Source organism: Kribbella sp. NBC_01510 (genome assembly GCF_045040325.1).
Lineage (GTDB): Bacteria > Actinomycetota > Actinomycetes > Propionibacteriales > Kribbellaceae > Kribbella.
Genome location: NZ_CP109418.1, coordinates 5,251,545 through 5,264,854 on the forward strand (window position 1 = coordinate 5,251,545; position 13,310 = coordinate 5,264,854).

A 13,310-nucleotide genomic window follows, 5' to 3' on the forward strand; every position below is an offset into this window, starting at 1 on the left:
CGCACCAGCAACGATCCAGCGGGCCGGCCCCGACACCGGTAGGACCCGTCACCCACGGAAACGTCACAAGAGCCGGAATAGCAGGTATCGCCCCGCCGCAACCTGTCTCAGGTCCCGAGAACTGCCGGGAACGGATCCGGTAGGCCCCTGGACGCACGAGTCCCACCAGAGCGGCGTACGCCGGGTATTAGTACGTGGGAGCGGCGTGGGTCGCGGTGGGTTGACGGGTTGGTGCGGTGATGGTGAGGACCAGGTAGGTGAGGAAGCCGACGACCAGGCCGACCGCCCACGAGTAGTCGTACAGCGGCTTGAGGATCGGGATCAGGCCGTCCTGCGGGAACGGGCCGGCGCCGGGGTTCGAGTACGCGCCGCCGACGGCCAGCAGCGAGCCGAGCAGGGTGGCGACGACGCCTCGCCAGTTCCAGCCGGCGGAGTACCAGTAGCGGCCGTCGGTCAGGTAGAGGTCGGCGAGGAACAGGTTGGTCCGGTCGATCAGCCAGTACCCCGCGATCAGTACGCCGGCCACCGACGCGAGCAGACCGCCGTAGAAGGACAGCCAGACGAAGATGTAGATGGACGGGTCCGAGATCAGCCGCCACGGCTGGATCACGATGCCGACCACGCCGGTGACCAGGCCCGCGGTGCGGAAGTTCAGCCAGCGTGGGAGTGCGTTGGCGAAGTCGTACGACGGGCTGACGACGTTGGCGGCCACGTTGCACGACATCGTCGCGAGGATCGCCATGACCAGGCCGATCGTCACGACCACCGGGTTCTCGAACCGGCGGGTCAGCTCGACCGGGTCCCAGATCGCCGTACCGTAGACCAGCACCGTGCCCGACGTGGTGATGATCGAGACCAGCGCGATGAACGACATCGTCGTCGGCAGGCCGATGATCTGGCCCCAGACCTGCTGCCGCTGGCCCTTCCCGAACCGGGTGAAGTCCGGCATGTTCAGCGACAGCGTCGCCCAGAACGCGATCATGCCCATCAGCGCCGGCGGGAAGATCTTCCAGAAGTCGCTGCCCCAGCCGAGTTTCGACGGCTGGTCCAGGATCGGCCCGAGCCCGCCGGCCTTGACCAGGATCGCGATCATCAGCGCGAGGAACGCGACCGTGACCAGCGGCGCCGCCCAGTTCTCGAACCGTCGGAGGCCCTCGATGCCACGCCAGATCAGCCCCATCTGGAGCACCCAGAAGAACGCGAAGCTGAGCCACATCGTCCACGGGTGGCCGCCGATCGCGGACGCGTCGGTCCAGCCCTTGCCGAACAGCTCACCGAGGATCACGTAGATGGCCTGCCCGCCGATCCAGGTCTGGATGCCGAACCAGCCGCAGGCGATGAAGGCTCGCAGCAAGGCCGGGAAGTTCGCGCCGCGGATGCCGTAGAAGGCGCGCGCGAAGACCGGGAACGGGATGCCGTACTTCGTCCCCGCATGACTGTTCAGCAGCAGCGGGACCAGGACGATCAGGTTCCCCAGGGTGATCGTGAGGAACGCCTGCAGCCAATTCATCCCGAGCGCGACCAGGCCGGCCGCCAGCAGATAGCTCGGGATGTTGTGCGCCATGCCCATCCACAGGGCGGCGTAGTTGTACGTCGTCCAGGTCCGCTCGGGCAACCGGGTCGGCGCGAGCTCGGCGTTGGCGTACGGGCTGTTCGCGATCGCGTCCTGATCGCTCAGCTCGACCCGCCCATCGGAGTGAACGGTCTGCTCTGTCGTGGTCATTGGCCCCACCACCCGATCCGTCGAGGACGTTCCGCTTCGGAACAACCTGCGGTACGACGTGACGTCCTGTCAACGGACAACTACAACAATGCGCCGTCAGGCCATCAGCCGGGGCCGAGCAGTGGCAGCGTCGGTCGGCGCGGGGTGCCGAGAACCTCGTAACCGCGCTTGATCGCGTCCTGCAGTTTCTCGAGCGGCCAGGGCCAGTCGTCGGTGTGCTGCAGTGCGTCGTCGAGCGAGGTGCCGGCGTAATGGAGCCCCGAGATGGTGTTGGCGACCGTCCCCAGATCACCGGCCTGGGTGCGGACGAACTCCGCATCCACGACGGCGCCATGTCCTGGAACGACCTTCGCGGTGTCCGACAACAGGCCGATCACGCGGTCGAGCGTTTCGGGCCATTCGAGCGGATAGGAATCGTCGCCGTACGACGGCGGTGCGGACTCCTCGACGAGATCGCCGACGAAGAACACGTCCACATCCGGTACGACGACCACCACGTCGCCGTCGGTGTGTCCGTTGCCCAGATGCAGGAGCTCGACCCGGCGATCACCGAGGTCGACGACCTTCGCGACGGAGAAGGTGCTGGCAGTCAGCTTCGCGGCGGCTGCGGTGTTCTCGTGCGCGATGACCTCGGCCTGATCGAACACGCTGTTGCCGACGACGTGGTCGAAGTGAGCGTGCGTGTTGACGACCCAGCGCACCGGTACGTCGGTGGCCTCGCGGATGTGGTCACGGAGTTCCTCGGCCTGCTCGGTCGTGGCCCGGGTGTCGATCAGCAGTGCGCCGTCGGTCCCCGCGACCAGGCCGATGTTCAGGTCCCATTCGTCGTACCGCCGGACCCAGCACCGATCCCCGATCTCGACCCACTCACTCATGGCGCCGAGATTACTGCTCAGCACATCGCCCGCCGACAGCCGCCCTGATCCACGAAGCGGAATCGGACTTGAAGGCGGCCCGGGACGGGCTTAGTGTCACGGTGGCGGCTCGCAATTTTCGGCGCTGCTCCGAAAACTTTCGAAGGGCGGACGTTTTGACGACACGACGTGCACTGGTGGTCCGGGGCGGCTGGGAAGGCCACTCCCCGGTCGAGGCGACCGACCTGTTCATCCCGTACCTGCGGGAGAACGGCTACGAGGTCACCGTCTCGGACACGACCGAGAGCTACCTGAACCTGGACGGTGTCGACCTGGTGCTGCAGTGCGTCACCATGAGCGAGATCCCCGCCGAGCACGTCAAGGGCCTGGATGCGGCGATCCGGAACGGCACCGGCCTGGCCGGCTGGCACGGCGGCATCGCGGACTCGTTCCGGAACAGCGCGGACTACAACTTCATCGTCGGCGGGCAGTTCATCTCGCACCCGCACGGCTTCACCGACTACCGCGTCGACGTGGTCGCCGAGCACCCGATTGTGGAAGGCATCAGCCACTTCGACGTTCACACCGAGCAGTACTACATCCACTACGACCCGACGGACACGGTGCTGGCGACCACCACGTTCCAGTCGCACCCGGACTACCCGTGGATCGAGGGCGCGGTGATGCCGGCCATCTGGACCCGGACCTGGGGTGAGGGCAAGGTCTTCGTCTGCACCGTCGGTCACAAGCTGGACGACCTCGAGGTTCCCGAGGTGCGCACGATCATCGAGCGGGGGCTGCTGTGGGCGAGCAAGTGACAGGCATCGGCATCGTCGGCACCGGAGTCATCTCCGGCACCTATCTGGACCACCTGGCGAAGCTGCCGGGCGTCGACGTGGTCGCGGTCGCCGACCTGGACGTCAGCCGCGCCCAGGCGATCGCCGACAAGAACCCGGGCATCCGCGCGCTGTCGCCGCAGGAGCTGTACGCCGCGGACGACGTCGACATCGTGCTCAACCTGACCATCCCCGCCGCCCACGCGCCGGTGCACCAGGCTGCGCTCGAAGCCGGCAAGCACGTGTACGGCGAGAAGCCGCTGGCCGTGGACCGCGCCGCGGCCGAGCCCCTCCTGAAGTACGCCGCTGCCAACAACCTGCGCGTCGGTTGCGCACCGGACACCGTGCTCGGCACCGGCACCCAGACCGCGCGGGCGGTCATCGACCGCGGCGACATCGGCGTACCGCATGCTGCGACTGCGTCCTTCGTCACGCCCGGACACGAGCTGTGGCACCCGGCGCCGGAGTTCTACTACCAGCCCGGCGGCGGTCCGGTCCTCGACATGGGTCCGTACTACATCACCAGCCTGGTCACCCTGCTCGGTCCGGTACGGCGGGTCACCGCGTGGAGCGGTCGGTCGAAGGACGAGCGCAAGATCCACACCGGTCCGCGCGCCGGCGAGACCTTCCCGGTCCAGGTGCCGACGCACGTGACCGGCGTACTGGAGCACGAGTCGGGTGCATTGACCACTGTGTTCATGTCGTTCGACATCTGGGCCACACGGCTGCCGCGGATCGAGGTGCACGGGACCGAGGGCAGTGTGTCGGTGCCGGACCCGAACGGCTTCGACGGCACGGTGGAGATCGCCACGGCCACGAACCGTGACTGGACCGAGGTCCCGGTCAGCGGTGGGTACGCCGGAGCCGGCCGGGGAGTCGGGGTCGCGGACATGGCGCGTGCGCTGCGCACCGGTGAGCCACACCGGGCCGACGGCGCACTGGCCTACCACGTGCTCGACGTACTCGAGTCACTCCTCGAAGCGGCCGCCCAGGACCAGCCGGTGGACGTCGCGAGCACGGTCGGCCGCCCGGCCGCCGTACCGTTGGGGGCGTCGCCCGAGTCCGCCTGAGACCCGTCCCACGCCGCAACGCGTCGGTGCGAGCTACTACGGCTCGGTAGACTGGCACTCTGAGCGCTGGAGTGCCAAGGGTCGACGCTGAGAGAGGGTGGTGCGCGTGCTGGACGACCGCAAGCTGGATGTACTGCGCGCCATCGTCGAGGACTACGTGGCGACCCACGAGCCGGTCGGCTCCAAAACGCTGGTGGATCGGCACAACCTCGGGGTGTCGCCGGCGACCGTGCGCAACGACATGGCCGCGCTGGAGGAGGAGGGGTACATCACCCAGCCGCATACCAGCGCGGGCCGGATCCCGACCGACGCCGGTTACCGGCTGTTCGTGGACAAGCTGAGCACGGTCAAGACGCTGTCCCCGGCGGAGAAGAAGGCGATCACGTCCTTCCTGGCCGGTGCGGTCGACCTGGACGACGTCGTCCGCCGTACCGTCCGGCTGCTCGCTCAGATCACCCGCCAGGTCGCGATCGTGCAGTATCCGTCGCTCAACCGGTCGAGCGTCCGGCACATCGAGGTCGTCACGATGACCCCGCGCCGGCTGCTGCTGGTCCTGATCACCAGTACCGGCCGGGTCGAGCAGCGGATCGTCGAGCCGCCGCACGACGTCGACGAGCAACTGATCGCGGACGTGCGATCGCGGCTGAACACGGCCCTGGCCGGGCAGCGCCTGACCGAGGCGGCGACCTCGCTGGCCGCCGTTCCGGAGGCGTTCCAGCCGTCCGACCGCCACCTGGTGGCGGCCATCGTGACGACCCTGATGGAAGCGTTCACCGACGAGGGCGGCGAGCAGCGGATCGCGGTCGGCGGCGCGGCCAACCTGACCCGGTACGGCGACGACTTCGAGCGCAACGTGAAGCCGGTGCTGGAGGCACTGGAGGAGCACGTCATCCTGCTCAAGCTGCTCGGTGAGGCGACCAACCCGCAGACCCTGACGGTCCGCATCGGGCACGAGAACCCGTACGAGGAACTGGCCACCACCTCGGTGGTCGCGACCGGGTACGGGTCCAAGTCGGAGGCGCTGGCCACGCTCGGCATCGTCGGCCCGACCCACATGGACTATCCGAGCACGATGGGCGCCGTCCGCGCCGTCGCGCGTTACGTCAGCCAGATCCTGGCCGACTCATGACTATCGCTATCAACCCCTGGTCTGGAGTATGAGCACCGATTACTACGCCGTCCTGGGCGTCAGCCGTGACGCCTCACCGGACGAGATCAAGAAGGCGTACCGCAAACTGGCGCGCCAGTACCACCCGGATGTGAACGACTCCGAGGACGCGCACCACAAGTTCCAGGAGATCGGCCGCGCGTTCCAGGTGCTGAGCGACCCGCAGAAGCGGCAGATGCACGATCTCGGTGGTGATCCGTTCGCGACCGCCGGCGCGGGCGGCGGGGCCGGTGGGTTCGGTCAGGCCTTCACCTTCACCGACATCATGGACGCCTTCTTCGGCCAGACCGGCGGGGCGACCCGCGGGCCGCGGCCGCGGACCCGGCGTGGCCAGGACGCGCTGATCCCGCTGCGGATCGACCTCGCCGAGGCGGCGTTCGGGACGACCCGGGAGCTCAAGGTCGACACCGCCGTGCTGTGCCCGACCTGTTCGGGGTCCGGCGCGGCGGCCGGGTCCGAGCCGGTCACCTGCGAGATCTGCCACGGCCGGGGCGAGGTCACCCACACGCAGCGGTCGTTCCTCGGTGAGGTGCGGACCATGCGGCCGTGCCCGAACTGCCGCGGCTACGGCACGACCATCCCGAACCCGTGCGTCGAGTGCGCCGGCGACGGTCGTGTCCGGTCCCGCCGTACCGTCACCGTGAAGATCCCCGGCGGCGTCGACAGCGGCACCCGGGTGCAGCTGTCCGGCCAGGGCGAGGTCGGCCCCGGTGGCGGCCCGGCCGGCGACCTGTACGTCGAGATCGAGGTCGAACCGCACGACATCTTCACCCGCAACGGCGACGACCTGCACTGCACCGTCACGCTGCCGATGACGGCGGCGGCGCTCGGCACCACGATCGACCTGCCGACCCTCGAGGGCGAGACGACCCCGCTGGAGATCCGGCCGGGCACGCAGTCCGGCACCGCGCAGACGCTCACGGCCCGCGGTGTCCCGCGGCTGCGGCACGCGGGGCGCGGCGACCTGATCGTCCAGGTGATCGTCGAGACCCCGACCAAGCTCGACGACTCGCAGGCCGACCTGCTCCGGCAACTCGCCGAGTCCCGTGGCGAGGAGCGCCCGCAAGGCCATGTCCAAGCCACCCACAAGGGCGTCTTCGGCCGCCTCCGCGACGCCTTCGGCGCCCACTAGATGGGAGTCGCGGTCTTCTTCGCCGAGAAGCTGGACGGCGACGAGCTGACCCTGGAAGGAACCGAAGGCCGGCATGCGGCCGTGGTTCGGCGGATCGGGCCCGGCGAGCGGGTTCGGTTGACCGATGGGCGCGGGGCCTGGGCCGAAGGGCCGGTGGTTGCTGCCGGCAAGGCTGGGGTGACTGTCTCCGTGGATGAGCGGGGGAGTGTGCCGGCGGCGCGGCCGCGGGTAGTTGTGGTGCAGGCGGTGCCCAAGGGGGAGCGGGCCGAGCTTGCGGTGGAGATGCTCACCGAGGTGGGCGCCGACGTGATCGTGCCGTGGAACGCGGAGCGGAGTCAGTTCCGCGCCAACCCGGAACGGGTCGCCAAGACGCTCGCGAAGTGGCAGGAGTGGGCCTTCGAGGCGAGCAAGCAGTCGCGGCGGTCGTGGTTCGCCGAGGTCGCGCCGATCGCCTCCACCGCCGAGGTCGCGCAGTTGCTCGCCGCTGCCGCGCTGCCGGTCGTGCTGCACGAGGAAGCCACAGTCCCGCTCGCTGCCCTCGACGTACCTGATGACGGCGACGTCGTGATCGTGATCGGCCCCGAGGGTGGCATTGCCCCGGACGAGCTGACCGCCTTCGGGGTCGAGCCGGTTCGGCTCGGCGACACCGTCTTGCGCACCTCGACGGCCGGGGTCGCCGCGGCTGCCGCGCTCCTCGCGCGCTCGCGCTGGACCTGACCGCGCGCTGTCCGCAGGCCAGCGACGACCTAGACTGTTAGACACCAACCGAACCTCCCTGTGCGACGAGGATCGAGCACTTATGGCTGTGGAATCCGCTCGAACGCGCGCGCTCAGCCACGCCGACCCGGCCGGGGTGCCGTTGCAGGCGGCGCTCGACGCGCTCGCCGACCCGGTCCGCCGGTCGATCCTGCGTGACTTGGCCGGGCACGACGACTGGACCCGTGCCTGCGGCACCTTCGACCTGCCCGTGACGAAGGGGACCCGCAGCCACCACTTCGCCGTACTGCGCGCCGCCGGCCTGATCGAGCAACGCGACGAGGGCGCCCGCCGCCTCAACCGCCTCCGCCGCCCGGAATTCGACCAGGCCTTCCCGGGCCTCCTCGCCGCGACCATCGACCGCGCGGACTAGGAGTTGCTCGCGCCGGCCGGTTGACAGCAGCCGGGACCTGCGGGCGTGCGGTGCGGACCTGAGACACTCACCAACCCCGCCGCCGCGTCATCATCAGTGCAGGTCTGAGCGTGACCGGTCCGGGCGGTGCCTGCTTGGTGAGTGGCACAGCTCCGCTCCGCGGATCCGAACCGCCCCCATGCCGGGAGCGCGTCCGCTCCATCCACTGCCCCGCCGCGCCGTCCTCGGCCCGGGTGGATCGGAGCTGTGAACGATGACGGGGATCGTCTTTGGGCCAGCCGCTATGCAGCTGCTGGGGCCTCGGACAAGAGGTGGTGAGCCGGGAGCCGTTATTCCTTGTCCCAGCCCACGACGGGCTGTACCCGCCATCGAGAAGGTTCCCGTCGCCGAAGCCCGTGCGCCGACCCGGGTGGACGGGCAGCCATGCCGTGATCCTTACACAGTCCGAACATTGCGCCGATGGTCCTCGAACGGGGTTCGGGGAGAGTCGTTCATGTCAGGTTGACCGAGAACGAGGAGTGCAGAGATGCGCAGGTCTGTGCGCGGCACGGTGGCGGTGGGTACGTCGGCCGTCCTACTGGTGGGCGGTCTGGTCGGAGGTACGACGGTTGCGTCGGCCGATCCGAGTCCGACGCCGACTCCGACGTACAAGCAGGTCACGCTCAGCCCGGAGGAGTCGCAGCGGCTGTGTGCCGAGAAGCTGCCGAAGCTGATCGAGCGCCGCGACAAGCTGGCGAAGCGGATCAGCGGCGGCGCGGACGTGAAGGGTTCGGTCGCGTGGCTGAAGGCGCGCGCCGAGAAGCAGAAGGCCAAGGGGCACGAGAAGATCGCCGCCCAGCTCCAGAAGCGGGCCGATCGCCGGTCCGAGCGGCTCACCCAGCTCGGCACGATGAAGACGAAGCTCGAGACCTTCAAGTCCCAGCACTGCCAGGTCGCGAAGTGATGCGCAAGGTCCTGGTCGTGCTCGCGGGTACGGCGGCGATGGTGATCGGACTGTCGTCGTGTGGGAACTCCGCCGAGCAGTCCGGCCGGCAGGGAACCGGACAGCCCGCTCCTGCTCCGGCGGCCACTCAGCAGGTGGGGTCGCCGGAGCAGGAGCTGGCGGGGATCGGGTCTACCCTGGACGCGATCGATGGCGAGCTGGCAGCAGACGGCTCACCCTGAGCAGGCACTCCAGGAGCAGATGATGACCGCAGCCGCTCGCGGGCTGGTCCTGGTCGTGGAGGACGAGGTGGCGATCGCCGAGGTGATCGCGCTGTACCTGCGGCGTGACGGGTTCGGCGTACAGGTCGAGTCCGACGGCGAGGGCGCGCTGGCCGCCTGGCGGCGGCTCCATCCCGTCGCGGTGATCCTCGACATCGGGCTGCCGGGACGCGACGGCACGGACATCTGCCGAACGATGCGCGCGGCAGGGGACTGGACTCCGGTCCTGTTCGTCACCGCGCGCGACGACGAGGTCGACCGGCTGCTCGGCCTCGAGCTCGGCGCCGACGACTACGTCACCAAGCCGTTCAGTCCGCGCGAACTGGCCGCGCGGGTGCGGACCGTACTGCGGCGATCGGCCGGCACGTTGCCTGCGGGAGACGTGCTGTCGGTGGGGGCGGTGCGGGTGGATGTGAGTCGGCGGCGGGCGTGGGCCGGTGACGCCGAGGTGAGTCTGACCTCGACCGAGTTCGATCTGCTCGCGCAGTTGTTCCGGCGGCCAGGGCGGGTGTTCGAGCGGGATGAGTTGCTGAGCTCGGTGTGGGGTTACCAAGCGTCGGCCGGGACGCGGACAGTCGACGTACACATCGCTCAGCTCCGGGCCAAGCTCGGATCGTCCAGTCCCATCCGCACCGTCCGCGGCGTCGGGTACGCCGCGGATCTCGACTGATGGCGTCCGTGCCACACGATCTCCGCTCAGCAGGAGACGAGGTCGGGCGGGGATCACTGGCGACCCGGATCGTGGTCGCTTGCGTCGCGGTGGCCGGGATCGCCGTGCTGGTCGCGGGCGTGGTGATGGCGGGGCTGGCCCGGCGGTCGGCTCAGAACGTGTTGCAGGACTCGCTGGCCGCGCAAGCTGATGTGATCGCCAGTCAGGTGGACGAGCGGGGTGCGGGGTCGCGAACGGTGGGGCTCGGGCGGGTCGCCCAGGTGGTGCGTGGGCAGGGGATCGTCGTGGTGATTCTGTTGCCCCGGAGCCGGATCCAGCCGACGGACCAGCGGTCCATCCAAGCCGCGACCATGGCAGGGCTGAACGACATCGGGAGAACGCAACGGATCTCGGCCACGGTGAGCGTCGACGGCACGGACTATCTGGTCGAAGCGCGCGGCATCGGCGAGAGTTCCGGCTTCGCGCTGGTGGAGCCTGTGCGGCTGGCGGCGGATACCCAGCGGATCCTGATCCGCAACATCCTGTTCGCGCTCGGCGCCGGTCTACTGGTGGCGGCGCTCGCTGGTGCCCTCCTCGGCCGACTGCTCGGCCGGCCACTACGTCGTACGGCGGATGTCGCGGCGGCCATGCGTCAGGGGCGACGGGATCTGCGTGCACCGGTTGAGGGACCGGCTGAGGTCGCTGAAGTGGCGCAGGCGGTCAATGAGCTCTCGGTTGCCTTGCAGCACAGCGAGGAACGGCAGCGGGAGTTCCTGCTCTCGGTCTCGCATGAGCTCCGGACGCCGCTGACCGCCGTCCATGGGTTCGCCGAATCGCTTGCCGATGGAGTGGCGACGGATCCGCGGCACGCCGGGCAGGTCATCCAGCAGGAGTCGCAAAGGCTCGAGCGGCTGGTGAGCGACCTGCTCGACCTGGCCCGGATCGGGGCCGACCAGTTCCAGCTCGATCTCGCTCAAGTGGATCTGCGCGAAACGCTCAGCGCGTGCGCCGAGGTCTGGCGGGTGCGCTGCGAGCGCCAAGGTGTGCACTTCCGCCTCGACCTGCCGCCCATGCCGGCCGTGGCCACCACCGACCCCCGCCGAATCCGCCAGGTCCTCGACGGCTTGGCCGAGAACGCCCTCCGCGTCACCCCGCCCGGCGCCCAGCTCACCATGTCACTCACCCAGCCCGGGCCAGGTGTGGCGATCCAGGTCCGCGACGGAGGCCCCGGACTGGCCCCCGAGGACTACGCGGTCGCCTTCGAACGCGGCGTACTCAACCAGAAGTACCGCGGCCGCCGCCCAGTAGGCTCCGGCATCGGCCTGGCCCTGGCCCACGGCCTCATCACCAGACTCGGCGGCACCCTGACCGCCGCCCCCGCCCCCGAAGGCGGCGCCGCCTTCACCATCCAGCTCCCGACTACCTGACGATGATCGACGATCTCCGCCAATCGACTACCTGACGATGATCGACTTCGAGTCGGAGTCGGAGATGGTGCCGTCGGCGTCGGAGATGAGGTAGGCGTCGATCTGGTAGGGGCCGGGGGTGAGTTTCAGTTCGATGAGGAAGGGCGAGAATTTCTGGCCTTCCTTGGTGTTGACGACGCTCTTCGACGTCTTGCGGGTCTTCAGGTTGGTGACCTGGTAGTTGACGGTTGCCTCGAAGGCGTTGGCGGTGCCTTGGATGGTGACGGGGTTGGCGGTGGTCTCGCCGTCGGCCGGGGAGTCGATCCATACGAGCGCCTGGACGTCAGCAGCTTGGGCGCGGCCTAGCGGCGTACTGGTGTCGATCTGGCCGAAGAGCTTGGCGCCGGCGCGGCCCCGGCGGGTGATCTGGACCGGCTCGGTGCTGGTGTGGAGGGCACCTTGGACGGTGTAGATCAGTTGCTGCGCGGCCACGTCCGCGACGTCAGGGTCGAGCGAGGCCGCCGGGAGCTCCTTGAAATCGACCGTCACGACGCCATCCGTGCGGGTGACGGCGTTGACCTCGGCGCCGCGCCAGACCGTGTAGTAGTCGGGGTCGGACGGCCCTTTCGACGTCATGATCCGGACCGCCTGCTCGGCCGGCCGGCCGCTGACCTTCGCCCAGGTGCGGTACAGCTTGACGGCTTTTGCCTTCACGGTCGGCGTCGGGTCGGCACCGGCCTGGGTCCCGGTCCTGTTGCCGAGCCAGTAGACCGGTACGAGCGCGCTCTTGACGGCCTGCTCCGGCTCGCCGCGCTCTGTGGGGACAACGGTCGGCGCAGCGCTTGTGCTCGGTGCGAGGGTGGCGGCGGTCGGCAGGGCGGACGGCGCGGCCGTGGTGGCCGGGGACTTTGCGGACGGGACTCCGGTGGCGGTCGTGGTCGTGCCAGGGCCGGCTACCTCGTCGCCGTCGTTCGCGGAGTTCTGGTTGCCGTTGAAAACGGCGAAGGCGCCGATCGCCGCGGCGGTGCCGACCGCCGCCGCGCCGACGGTCAGGAGCCAGGGCCGCCGGACCGCGGGCCGGCGCTGGGCGTGCGCGCGGGCGCGGATCTCCGGCAGGGCGTCGGCCGGTTCGATCCGGTCCGCCTCCTCGGAGAGGGCCCGCCGCATCAGTTCGTCGAACGGCTCGTTCGGATGGTCGTTCATCCGCGTCCTCGCTTCGCTCCGGGCGCGGCTGAGGCACAAGTCGTCCTGTGTTTGATGATGAACTCGCTCCGCTCGTTCATACGCTCTGCTCCAGGACCTGGCGGAGCGACTTGGTCGCCCGCGCGGCATGGCTCTTCACGGATCCCCGGCTGATGCCCATCGTGTCGGCGATCTCGGCCTCCGAGAGCTCACCGTAGTACCGCAGCACCATCACGGTCCGCTGCTTCTCCGGCAAGGTGCGCATCGCCTCGATGACCCGGTCGGTCTCGGCGGTTCGCAGTACTGCCTGCTCCGCGCTCGGCTCGTCGGGGAGCGTGCGCGGGGTGTGCTTGTCGACGACCACCAGGTGACGCTGGCGGGAGCGGCAGCGGTTGACGACCGCGGTGCGCAGGTACGCGAGCGCCTTATGGGGGTCGCGCAGCCGGTGCCAGCGGCCGTGCATCGCGACGAACGCGTCCTGCACGATCTCCTCCGCCGCGCCGGTGTCGCGCAGCAGCAAGGCGCCGAGGCGAACCAGCGACGTGTAGTGCGCGGTATAGACAGCCGTCAGCGCCTCGTCGGCATCCCACGAGGACTCATGTGTCACGCACTCTTCGTACACCACGGCCGGTTGAGCCACGACACGAAGACGCGGCAATCACCTTCCAGGTTGACAGTGTTTTTGGCCTCGCCTCCGGCTCGGCGCGGTCATGGGGCTTTTACTCCCGGCCTTCCCTCGTCGCTCCGGTCGCTGTGTCGGATGCCACGCCTCCGGCGCGGCAGGTCATGGGGCTTGGCTCCCGGTCTTCCCTCGTCTCTCCGGTCGCTTCGCTCCCTGCGTTCCTCAGTCCAGACCGGGGCCCCATGACCGGGCTCCCTACGCTCCTCAGTCCAGGGCGGGAGGCCCCATGACCTGGCGGACTGTGGTCACCGAGCGTGTCCGGGCGAATAAGAAGTG

At 69.3% G+C, this 13,310-nt stretch carries 14 protein-coding genes; 10 read left to right on the plus strand and 4 right to left on the minus strand.

The window, feature by feature from the left end; genetic code table 11:
* Nucleotides 1-187: 187 nt before the first annotated feature.
* Nucleotides 188-1,723 (minus strand): NCS1 family nucleobase:cation symporter-1, encoded by a 1,536-nt coding sequence (locus OG558_RS26470; protein WP_405065431.1) that lies wholly within the window; start codon nucleotides 1,721-1,723, stop codon nucleotides 188-190.
* A 104-nt stretch (nucleotides 1,724-1,827) separates the two neighbouring features.
* Complete coding sequence (locus tag OG558_RS26475) at nucleotides 1,828-2,598, minus strand: MBL fold metallo-hydrolase (protein ID WP_405065432.1); 771 nt, start codon at nucleotides 2,596-2,598, stop codon at nucleotides 1,828-1,830.
* 155 nt (nucleotides 2,599-2,753) lie between these two features.
* Between OG558_RS26475 and OG558_RS26480 the strand changes: the two genes are divergently transcribed.
* The 10 genes from OG558_RS26480 to OG558_RS26525 all read left to right on the plus strand — a co-directional run bounded on the left by OG558_RS26480 (nucleotide 2,754) and on the right by OG558_RS26525 (nucleotide 11,191).
* Nucleotides 2,754-3,395, plus strand: a complete 642-nt coding sequence (locus tag OG558_RS26480; RefSeq protein ID WP_329475310.1) for a ThuA domain-containing protein — start codon at nucleotides 2,754-2,756, stop codon at nucleotides 3,393-3,395.
* Entirely contained in the window at nucleotides 3,380-4,483 is a 1,104-nt protein-coding gene (locus tag OG558_RS26485) for a Gfo/Idh/MocA family protein (RefSeq protein WP_405065433.1), read from the plus strand. Before OG558_RS26480 ends, OG558_RS26485 begins: the two co-directional genes overlap by 16 nt.
* A gap of 106 nt (nucleotides 4,484-4,589) precedes the next feature.
* Nucleotides 4,590-5,612, plus strand: coding sequence for a heat-inducible transcriptional repressor HrcA (gene hrcA, locus OG558_RS26490; protein WP_329475312.1), 1,023 nt, complete (start codon nucleotides 4,590-4,592; stop codon nucleotides 5,610-5,612).
* A 28-nt stretch (nucleotides 5,613-5,640) separates the two neighbouring features.
* Complete coding sequence (gene dnaJ, locus OG558_RS26495; RefSeq protein WP_329475313.1) at nucleotides 5,641-6,783, plus strand: molecular chaperone DnaJ; 1,143 nt, start codon at nucleotides 5,641-5,643, stop codon at nucleotides 6,781-6,783.
* Nucleotides 6,784-7,500 (plus strand): 16S rRNA (uracil(1498)-N(3))-methyltransferase, encoded by a 717-nt coding sequence (locus OG558_RS26500; RefSeq protein ID WP_405065434.1) that lies wholly within the window; start codon nucleotides 6,784-6,786, stop codon nucleotides 7,498-7,500.
* An 82-nt stretch (nucleotides 7,501-7,582) separates the two neighbouring features.
* Nucleotides 7,583-7,912, plus strand: coding sequence for a helix-turn-helix domain-containing protein (locus tag OG558_RS26505; RefSeq protein ID WP_329475315.1), 330 nt, complete (start codon nucleotides 7,583-7,585; stop codon nucleotides 7,910-7,912).
* 526 nt (nucleotides 7,913-8,438) lie between these two features.
* Nucleotides 8,439-8,855, plus strand: coding sequence for a hypothetical protein (locus OG558_RS26510; protein WP_329475316.1), 417 nt, complete (start codon nucleotides 8,439-8,441; stop codon nucleotides 8,853-8,855).
* Entirely contained in the window at nucleotides 8,855-9,076 is a 222-nt protein-coding gene (locus OG558_RS26515) for a hypothetical protein (protein WP_405065435.1), read from the plus strand. Before OG558_RS26510 ends, OG558_RS26515 begins: the two co-directional genes overlap by 1 nt.
* Before the next feature lie 22 nt (nucleotides 9,077-9,098).
* Nucleotides 9,099-9,785 (plus strand): response regulator, encoded by a 687-nt coding sequence (locus OG558_RS26520; RefSeq protein ID WP_405065436.1) that lies wholly within the window; start codon nucleotides 9,099-9,101, stop codon nucleotides 9,783-9,785.
* Entirely contained in the window at nucleotides 9,785-11,191 is a 1,407-nt protein-coding gene (locus tag OG558_RS26525; RefSeq protein ID WP_405065437.1) for a sensor histidine kinase, read from the plus strand. The genes OG558_RS26520 and OG558_RS26525 overlap by 1 nt, the downstream gene beginning before the upstream one ends.
* A gap of 27 nt (nucleotides 11,192-11,218) precedes the next feature.
* On the opposite strand, the gene OG558_RS26530 is transcribed toward OG558_RS26525, so the two are convergent.
* Nucleotides 11,219-12,373 carry a Gmad2 immunoglobulin-like domain-containing protein gene (locus OG558_RS26530; RefSeq protein WP_405065438.1) on the minus strand — a complete coding sequence of 385 codons (1,155 nt, stop codon included), beginning with the start codon at nucleotides 12,371-12,373 and terminating at the stop codon, nucleotides 11,219-11,221.
* A gap of 76 nt (nucleotides 12,374-12,449) precedes the next feature.
* Nucleotides 12,450-12,959 carry a SigE family RNA polymerase sigma factor gene (locus OG558_RS26535; RefSeq protein WP_329475321.1) on the minus strand — a complete coding sequence of 170 codons (510 nt, stop codon included), beginning with the start codon at nucleotides 12,957-12,959 and terminating at the stop codon, nucleotides 12,450-12,452.
* Nucleotides 12,960-13,310: the final 351 nt, after the last annotated feature.

What these genes read in the sequence shown, in the direction of transcription:
- OG558_RS26510 (WP_329475316.1), top strand. Translation starts at nt 8,439, where the DNA reads ATGCGCAGGTCTGTGCGCGGCACGGTGGCGGTGGGTACGTCGGCCGTC.
- dnaJ (WP_329475313.1), top strand. Translation starts at nt 5,641, where the DNA reads ATGAGCACCGATTACTACGCCGTCCTGGGCGTCAGCCGTGACGCCTCA.
- OG558_RS26470 (WP_405065431.1), bottom strand. Translation starts at nt 1,723, where the DNA reads ATGACCACGACAGAGCAGACCGTTCACTCCGATGGGCGGGTCGAGCTG.
- OG558_RS26475 (WP_405065432.1), bottom strand. Translation starts at nt 2,598, where the DNA reads ATGAGTGAGTGGGTCGAGATCGGGGATCGGTGCTGGGTCCGGCGGTAC.
- OG558_RS26520 (WP_405065436.1), top strand. Translation starts at nt 9,099, where the DNA reads ATGACCGCAGCCGCTCGCGGGCTGGTCCTGGTCGTGGAGGACGAGGTG.
- OG558_RS26525 (WP_405065437.1), top strand. Translation starts at nt 9,785, where the DNA reads ATGGCGTCCGTGCCACACGATCTCCGCTCAGCAGGAGACGAGGTCGGG.
- OG558_RS26500 (WP_405065434.1), top strand. Translation starts at nt 6,784, where the DNA reads ATGGGAGTCGCGGTCTTCTTCGCCGAGAAGCTGGACGGCGACGAGCTG.
- OG558_RS26530 (WP_405065438.1), bottom strand. Translation starts at nt 12,373, where the DNA reads ATGAACGACCATCCGAACGAGCCGTTCGACGAACTGATGCGGCGGGCC.
- OG558_RS26515 (WP_405065435.1), top strand. Translation starts at nt 8,855, where the DNA reads ATGCGCAAGGTCCTGGTCGTGCTCGCGGGTACGGCGGCGATGGTGATC.
- OG558_RS26505 (WP_329475315.1), top strand. Translation starts at nt 7,583, where the DNA reads ATGGCTGTGGAATCCGCTCGAACGCGCGCGCTCAGCCACGCCGACCCG.